This window comes from Archangium sp. (assembly GCF_036389735.1).
Classification (GTDB): domain Bacteria; phylum Myxococcota; class Myxococcia; order Myxococcales; family Myxococcaceae; genus Archangium.
Genome location: NZ_DASVWK010000142.1, coordinates 1 through 7,102, shown reverse-complemented (window position 1 = coordinate 7,102; position 7,102 = coordinate 1). Strand labels below are relative to the sequence as shown.

Below are 7,102 nucleotides of genomic sequence, written 5' to 3'. Positions count from 1 at the left end.
CCTTGCCATGGCTGGCCATCAGCACGTGGTAGCCGCACAGCTCCAGATAGCTCTGGAGGGCCTCCCGGATGTCGGTGTCGTCTTCGACAATCAGTACCGGGCCGCTCAGGGGGGACATAGGGGGCTCCGCCGGGTTTCACGGTCAGTGGTGTAAGGGAACCTGCTCCAGAAGGCTAAGCCCCCGGTGGGGGGCTGCCACCCGGGCGCCTCGACGGCCGTGCCTGCCCGGCTGCCCCTCCGCGTGCCCTCCCCGTGACGTCTGGCCGTCAGCCTGCGGTTGACCCGCTGGCGGCCCGCCTATATAGGGGGCCCGCCTTCAGACAGGAGCCCTCCGCCCCATGGCGTCCCTTCGCGACATCCGCAAGCGCATCCGCTCGGTGAAGAACACGCGCCAGATTACCAAGGCGATGAAGATGGTCGCCGCCGCGAAGCTGCGCAAGGCGCAGGACGCCATCATCGCCGCGCGCCCCTACGCGCAGATGCTCGACCAGATCATCACCGACCTGGCGACGCGCTCCGAGGGCGAGTTGGCGCACCCGCTGCTGACGGCGCGCCCGGTGCAGAAGGTCGAGGTGCTGCTGCTCACCTCCGACCGCGGCCTGGCCGGCGGCTTCAACTCCAACGTCATCCGGCGCGCCAGCCGCTTCCTCTATGAGAACAGCGGCATGGACATCGAGGTGTCCTCCGTGGGCCGCAAGGGCCACGAGTTCTTCCGCCAGCGCGGTCAGAAGATGCGCAAGGACTTCGGCTTCCTCTACCAGCGGCTGAACTACGGCCAGGCCTCGCAGGTGGCCGAGGAGCTGAGCGCCCGCTTCCTCAAGGGCGAGGTGGACGCCGTCTACGTCGTCTACAACGAGTTCCTCTCCGCCATCAGCCAGAAGGTGACGCTGGCCCAGCTGCTGCCCCTGCAGACGCTGTCGGTGGGCACCCCCACGGCGGCGGACGCCGGCCGGGTGCCGCCTCCCGACGTGGCCCCCACCCAGGCCCTGGTGGACTTCAAGTACGAGCCGGGCCGCCAGGACGTGCTCGACCGGCTGGTGCCCCAGGCGGTGTCCATCAAGCTCTACCGCTCGCTGCTGGAGAGCGTCGCGAGCGAGCATGGCGCGCGCATGAGCGCTATGGAAAACGCGACGACCAACGCGACGGACATGATCGCCAGCCTGTCGCTGACCTACAACCGCACGCGCCAGGCGGTGATCACCAAGGAGTTGATGGAGATCGTGTCCGGCGCCGAGGCTCTGAAGTAGAAGTTCCGCTTCTGGCCGCAGGGCCGAGAGGCTTGACCCCTGGGGGACGCCACCTGTAGAGGGGGCCCGCCCTTCCCCCGGGCCACAATTTCGACGAGGGACGGAAGACATTCCATGAGCGCTCAAGTTCCGACGGTAGGCAAGGTGACCCAGGTTCTCGGTCCTGTGGTCGACGTGGAGTTCCCGCCCGGTGGGCTCCCCGAGGTGTACACCGCCCTCAAGGTGACCAACCCCAACATCAGCGCGACGGCCAACAACCTCACGCTCGAGGTGTCGCAGCACCTGGGTGAGAACACCGTGCGCTGCATCTCCATGGACTCCACCGAGGGTCTGGGCCGCGGCCAGCCGGTGACCAACACGGGCGCCCCCATCCAGGCGCCGGTGGGCAAGGCCACCCTGGGCCGCATCCTCAACGTCACCGGCGACCCGGTGGACGAGAAGGGGCCCGTCAATGCCAAGGAGAGCTGGCCCATCCACCGCCAGCCTCCCGCCTTCATCGAGCAGGACGTGCGCGTCCAGATGTTCGAGACGGGCATCAAGGTCATCGACCTGCTGGCCCCCTACACCCGTGGCGGCAAGATCGGCCTGTTCGGCGGCGCCGGCGTGGGCAAGACGGTGCTCCTGATGGAACTCATCCGCAACGTGGCCGTGGAGCGCGGTGGCTTCTCGGTGTTCGCCGGCGTGGGCGAGCGCACCCGCGAGGGCAACGACCTGTATCACGAGATGCAGGACTCGAACGTGATCAAGGTCGACAAGCTCGAGGAGAGCCAGGCGGTGCTGGTGTACGGCCAGATGAACGAGCCGCCCGGTGCCCGCGCCCGCGTGGCCCTCACGGCCCTGACGATCGCCGAGTACTTCCGCGACGTCGAGGGGCGTGACGTGCTCCTCTTCATCGACAACATCTTCCGCTTCACCCAGGCCGGCTCCGAGGTGTCCGCTCTGCTGGGCCGCATCCCGAGCGCCGTGGGTTACCAGCCCACGCTGGCCACGGAGATGGGCAGCCTCCAGGAGCGCATCACCTCCACCACCAAGGGCTCGGTCACCTCGGTGCAGGCCATCTACGTGCCCGCCGACGACCTGACGGACCCGGCGCCGGCCACCACGTTCGCCCACCTGGACGCGACGACGGTGCTCAACCGCGCCATCTCCGAGCTGGGCATCTACCCGGCCGTGGATCCGCTCGACTCCACCAGCCGCATCCTGTCGCCGGACATCCTCGGCCAGGAGCACTACACGGTGGCCCGGCGCGTCCAGGGCATCCTCCAGCGCTACAAGGAGCTGCAGGACATCATCGCCATCCTCGGCATGGACGAGCTGAGCGAGGACGACAAGCTGGTGGTGGCGCGCGCCCGGAAGATCCAGCGCTTCCTCTCGCAGCCCTTCTTCGTGGCGCAGGTGTTCACCGGCGCCCCGGGCAAGTACGTCAAGCTCCAGGACACCATCCAGGGCTTCAAGGAGATCGCCGAGGGCAAGCACGACGACATCCCCGAGTCGGCCTTCTACATGGTGGGCGGTATCGACGAGGCGCTGGACAAGGCCCGCAAGATGGCGGCGGCCTAGTCAGGCCGTATGCGCCGGGAGGTAAGCGACGTGCTCCGTTTCGTCGTCGTCGTCCTGGTGTCCCTGGTGACGCTCCCGGCCCTGGCCGCGGAGCGCTCCAGCCGTGCGCGGGTGAGCGCCAACGGGACCTTCAGTGTGCGCATGGTGGAACAGGAGCCCGGTAAGTGCGTGCTGGAGGTGTCGAAGGAGAGCGGCCCCCTCTGGGCGGTGAAGGAGTGCGTGGGCGGGGTGGACGACCTGTACTTCGTCTCCAATGATGGAGAGCGGGTGTGGGTCATCTACCCGCTGGCGCCGAAGGGCACGAAGAAGCTGCCCGGCAAGAAGCTCAAGAAGGTGCCGGCGTGGGCGAATACGGTGGTGGCGGTGCAGGTGGACCGGCACGGTGGGCGGGTGGATGAGCGGCGCCTGACGGAGTTCGTGGACCAGCGCGAGCTGGCCGAGGTGCGGCAGATGACGCAGCACCTCAAGTGGTTGGAGGGCCTGCTCGGAGTACCGGGCAAGGGGCCGCGCCTGACGGATGCCGGGCGCATCGAGTTCGAGACGGTGGGTGGGAAGACCCACAAGCTGTCCTTCTGAAGGACCCAGGGAGCACGGAAGCCGATGGCCAAGCTGACGGTCGAGATTGTGACCCCCGAGAAGCGCATCCTGTCGGTGCAGGCGGACGAGGCGATCGTCCCGGGTGGCAGGGGCCTGTTCGGCGTGCGCCCGGGGCACACGCCGTTCCTGTCGCTGATGGAGCCGGGACCGCTGACGCTGATTGATGGTGGGCGGCGCGAGTACTACTTCGTGGCGGGCGGCTTCGTCGAAGTGAGCAACGACAAGGTGCTGGTGCTGGCGGACGTGGCCGAGTCGGTGACGGGCATCGACGTGGAGGCGGCGCGCCAGCGGATGCAGGAGGCGCAGGAGCGCCTGCGCGGCATGTCGTCGGACGACGTGCGCTTCGACATCGAGCAGGCGACGGTGCGTCGCGAGACGGCGCGCATGAGCGCGGCCGGCCTGCGCTGAAGCAGTACCTCTGAAGAACCACCCCTCTCCCCCGGGAGAGGGACGGGATGAGGGGAGCGAGCCCACTTGGGTTGCGAGCCCCACCCCCCTTGTCGGGTCCGTCGACGCCAGCGAGAGAGGCTCCCGAGAGCGAGCCCCCGAGCGTCCGATCCCCCCGTTCAGCAGCCTGCCTGGCCGCTCGCCTTGACCTCACGCCCTGAAACATGCATTTTAAATGCACTTTTGACGGTGCGGCTTGAAAGCACCAAAACAGGGGGAGCGCGAGGAGCTCCCAGGGAGCGGAACGCCATGAGCACCAACGTCGCGGGGCAGAAGCGCAGCGTGTACGAGCAGATTGGTGGGGAGCCGGCGATGAGCGCGGCGGTGGAGCTCTTCTACCGCAAGGTGCTGTCGGACGAGCGCATCAGCCACTTCTTCGAGGACGTGGACATGGAGCGCCAGGCGGCGAAGCAGAAGGCGTTCCTGACGATGGTGTGTGGGGGGCCGAGCGCGTACTCGGGCAAGGACATGCGCAAGGGGCACGCGCACCTGGTGAAGCAGGGGCTGAACGACACGCACTTCAACGCGGTGGCGGAGCACCTGGCGGCGACGCTGACGGAGCTGGGGGTGCCCAAGGCGCTGGTGGAGCAGGTGTTGGCGATCGCCGAGGGCGCGCGAGCCGACGTGCTGAGCCGCTGAAGCCGGGGAGGGCACGCACATGGCGAAGGTAAGGCACGAGGGGCAGTGGTACGGGCTGGACGAAGGCGAGTCGGTGCTCGACGGGCTGCTGCGGCAGGGGGTGACGGTGCCGCACTCGTGCCGGGCGGGAGCGTGCCAGTCCTGCCTGATGCGGGCCGAGCGGGGCGAGGTGCCGGCCAAGGCACAGGTGGGGCTGAAGGAGACGCTGAAGGCCCGGAACTACTTCCTCGCGTGTGCGTGCCAGCCGGACAACGAACTCGAGGTGGCCGGAGCGGGCGCGGACCTGCGGGTGCCCGCGCGCATCCTCGCGCTGGAGCGGCTGAGCGAGAGCGTGCTGTGCGTGCGGCTGCGTCCGGAGGGCGCATTCGAGTACCGGCCCGGCCAGTACGTGTCGCTGCTGCGGCACGATGGGCTGGCCCGGAGCTACTCGCTCGCGAGCCTGCCCGACGAGGACACGCTGGAGGTGCACGTGCGCCGGGTGGCGGGGGGCCTGATGAGCGGGTGGCTCTTCGACGAGGCACGGCCCGGAGACGTGCTGGAACTCCAGGGGCCCGCGGGCGAGTGCTTCTACGTGCCTGGACGACCGGAACAGCCGCTGCTGCTGGCGGGCACGGGCACGGGGCTGGCGCCGTTGTACGGCATCGTCCGGGACGCGCTGGCGCGGGGGCACACCGGTCCCATCTGGTTGTTCCACGGTGCCGTGGAGGCCTCCGGGCTCTACCTCGTGGACGAGCTGCGCGCGTTGCAATCCCGTCACGACTGCTTCCAGTACCGCCCGAGCGTTCTCCGCGGACCGGAACGGGTGGGCGTGACGGTGGGCGCACTGGACGCGCTCATCAGGGAAACCTGCCCTCGGCCGGCGGGCTGGAGGGCATACCTGTGCGGCAATCCCGATGGGGTGCTATCCCTGAGGAAGAAGCTCTTCCTCGCCGGGCTGTCGCTCAAGGAGATCCACGCGGATGCGTTCCTGCCGAGCACTCCTCCGCCGAAGGTGGGAGTGGGAGTGATGCCCGTTGCACCTGACCCTTCACGCTGACTATTCGCTGCGCGTGCTGCTGTACCTGGCGGCCAACCCGGGCCGGGTGGTGTCCACCGGAGAGGTGAGCGACGCCTACGGCATCTCCAAGCACCACCTCGTCCGGGTGGTGCAGGGGCTGGGCCGCCACGGCTTCGTGGAGGTGCGGCCAGGGCGGGCCGGAGGGGTGGTGCTGGCGCGCTCGCCCGCGGAGATCTCCGTGGGGCAGGTGGTGCGCCACATGGAGCCGGACTTCCACGTGGTGGAGTGCTTCGACGCGAAGACGAACACCTGCCCCATCACGCCGGCCTGCGGACTGATCGGCGTGCTCAACGAGGCGACGCGGGCCTTCCTGTCCACGCTGGACAAGTACACGCTGGAGGACTTGCTGCGCCGCGGTCCTCGCAAGCTGTCCAGCTACTTCCTCAAGCCCAAGCCGGAGCCGGAGCCGGACGCCGAGGCGGGGTGATGGAGGCCGGGGTGTCGCGCGTGCTGGAGCTCTTCCACCTGATCGCGGATCCACCCTCGGCGGTGGTGCGCCGCTACGTCGTGGACTACGCGCTGGAGGACCGGGTGCGCTTTCGCAACGTGGCCTTCGAGGAAGCGGAGGCGGCCTGGCGCGAATTGGGTGGACACACCACGCCGGCACTGTGGGACGGCGTGCACCTGCACCAGGGCGCGGAGGCGGTGCTGGCGAGACTGCAGGCCGTTGTCAACCTCGGCCGCGACTTCTGACGCGCGTTCCTTCTTGTGGTGGGAGTGGGTCGCTCACACCACCGGTGCGCGGATGCGCGCGCACCGCGCGAGAGGATGAAAGTCGGGGCTAGCCATGGGATGCGGCTCGGTTATCTTGCCGCTCCCCATGCAGCTGACACCCGCCGAGCGCCAGGACAAGTTTCAAGCGGCGTTCCTGGGACTCGCCATCGGAGATGCACTCGGGTTTCCGCTGCGGGGCGTGCCTCCAGCGAGCCTCGCGCGCCTGCCCTCGCTGGCGGACGACTTCGCGCCTCGGCCGCGGGGGAAGTTCGCCAAGGGGCAGTTCTCGGACGACACGCAGCTGATGCTGGCGGCGGCCGAGAGCGTCATCCGCGAGAACAAGGTGGACGGGCGCAGCGCGGCGGCGCACCTGGCGTGGCTGTGGCAGGAGGGCATCATCCTCCAGCCGCCCAAGCCGCTGGCCGAGGCGCTCCAGAAGCTGGCGCAGGGCACGCCGTGGATGAGCGCGGGGGCGCCGCTGGGAGTGCAGTGCCCCTCGGTGCTCAGCCGCGCGGTGGTGGTGGGCCTCTTCGAGAGCAAGAGCCGGGTGCGCATCCGCCACGACGCGGGCGTGCTGACGGTGCTGACGCACAAGGATCCCACGTGCGCGGGCGCGGCGGCGGCCTTCGCCCAGGCGGTGGCGCTGGGGCTGACGCACGAGCAGCTGACGCCCGCGGAGTTCTGCGAGGAGCTGGCGCTGTCGGCGGCGGCCCATGACAAGGAGCTGGCCGAGGAGCTGCGGCACCTGCCCCGCCTGCTGACGTGGGACACGGCGCGAGCGCTGGCGCAGCTGCGCAAGGTGAGCGTGCCGCCCAGCCAGCTCCGGGGCGTGGACGGCCTG

At 69.2% G+C, this 7,102-nt stretch carries 9 protein-coding genes; all 9 read left to right on the top strand.

Annotated elements, in window-relative coordinates:
- The first annotated feature begins 338 nt into the window (after window positions 1-338).
- The gene (gene atpG, locus VF794_RS05435) at window positions 339-1,247 is read left to right on the top strand and encodes an ATP synthase F1 subunit gamma (RefSeq protein ID WP_331108111.1); all 909 of its coding nucleotides are present in this window, start codon (window positions 339-341) and stop codon (window positions 1,245-1,247) included.
- A gap of 114 nt (window positions 1,248-1,361) precedes the next feature.
- Window positions 1,362-2,807 (top strand): F0F1 ATP synthase subunit beta, encoded by a 1,446-nt coding sequence (gene atpD, locus VF794_RS05430; protein ID WP_331108110.1) that lies wholly within the window; start codon window positions 1,362-1,364, stop codon window positions 2,805-2,807.
- Between the two features lie 30 nt (window positions 2,808-2,837).
- Window positions 2,838-3,383, top strand: coding sequence for a hypothetical protein (locus VF794_RS05425; RefSeq protein ID WP_331108109.1), 546 nt, complete (start codon window positions 2,838-2,840; stop codon window positions 3,381-3,383).
- Between the two features lie 24 nt (window positions 3,384-3,407).
- A complete protein-coding gene (locus tag VF794_RS05420; RefSeq protein WP_331108108.1) occupies window positions 3,408-3,812 on the top strand; it encodes a F0F1 ATP synthase subunit epsilon in 405 nt (134 codons plus the stop codon).
- Window positions 3,813-4,100: 288 nt separating this feature from the next.
- On the top strand, window positions 4,101-4,490 hold the full coding sequence (locus tag VF794_RS05415) for a group 1 truncated hemoglobin (RefSeq protein ID WP_331108107.1): 390 nt from the start codon (window positions 4,101-4,103) through the stop codon (window positions 4,488-4,490).
- Window positions 4,491-4,509: 19 nt separating this feature from the next.
- Window positions 4,510-5,526, top strand: a complete 1,017-nt coding sequence (locus VF794_RS05410; protein WP_331108106.1) for a 2Fe-2S iron-sulfur cluster-binding protein — start codon at window positions 4,510-4,512, stop codon at window positions 5,524-5,526.
- Window positions 5,504-5,974, top strand: coding sequence for an Rrf2 family transcriptional regulator (locus VF794_RS05405; protein WP_331108105.1), 471 nt, complete (start codon window positions 5,504-5,506; stop codon window positions 5,972-5,974). Before VF794_RS05410 ends, VF794_RS05405 begins: the two co-directional genes overlap by 23 nt.
- Before the next feature lie 11 nt (window positions 5,975-5,985).
- Window positions 5,986-6,240, top strand: a complete 255-nt coding sequence (locus VF794_RS05400; protein WP_331108104.1) for a hypothetical protein — start codon at window positions 5,986-5,988, stop codon at window positions 6,238-6,240.
- 127 nt (window positions 6,241-6,367) lie between these two features.
- Window positions 6,368-7,102, top strand: a 735-nt coding sequence (locus tag VF794_RS05395; RefSeq protein ID WP_331108103.1) for an ADP-ribosylglycohydrolase family protein, incomplete at its 3' end; no start/stop codon positions are given.

Excerpts from the sequence above, each read along its gene's own strand:
- atpG (WP_331108111.1), top strand. The coding sequence starts at position 339 with ATGGCGTCCCTTCGCGACATCCGCAAGCGCATCCGCTCGGTGAAGAAC.
- atpD (WP_331108110.1), top strand. The coding sequence starts at position 1,362 with ATGAGCGCTCAAGTTCCGACGGTAGGCAAGGTGACCCAGGTTCTCGGT.
- VF794_RS05420 (WP_331108108.1), top strand. The coding sequence starts at position 3,408 with ATGGCCAAGCTGACGGTCGAGATTGTGACCCCCGAGAAGCGCATCCTG.
- VF794_RS05415 (WP_331108107.1), top strand. The coding sequence starts at position 4,101 with ATGAGCACCAACGTCGCGGGGCAGAAGCGCAGCGTGTACGAGCAGATT.
- VF794_RS05410 (WP_331108106.1), top strand. The coding sequence starts at position 4,510 with ATGGCGAAGGTAAGGCACGAGGGGCAGTGGTACGGGCTGGACGAAGGC.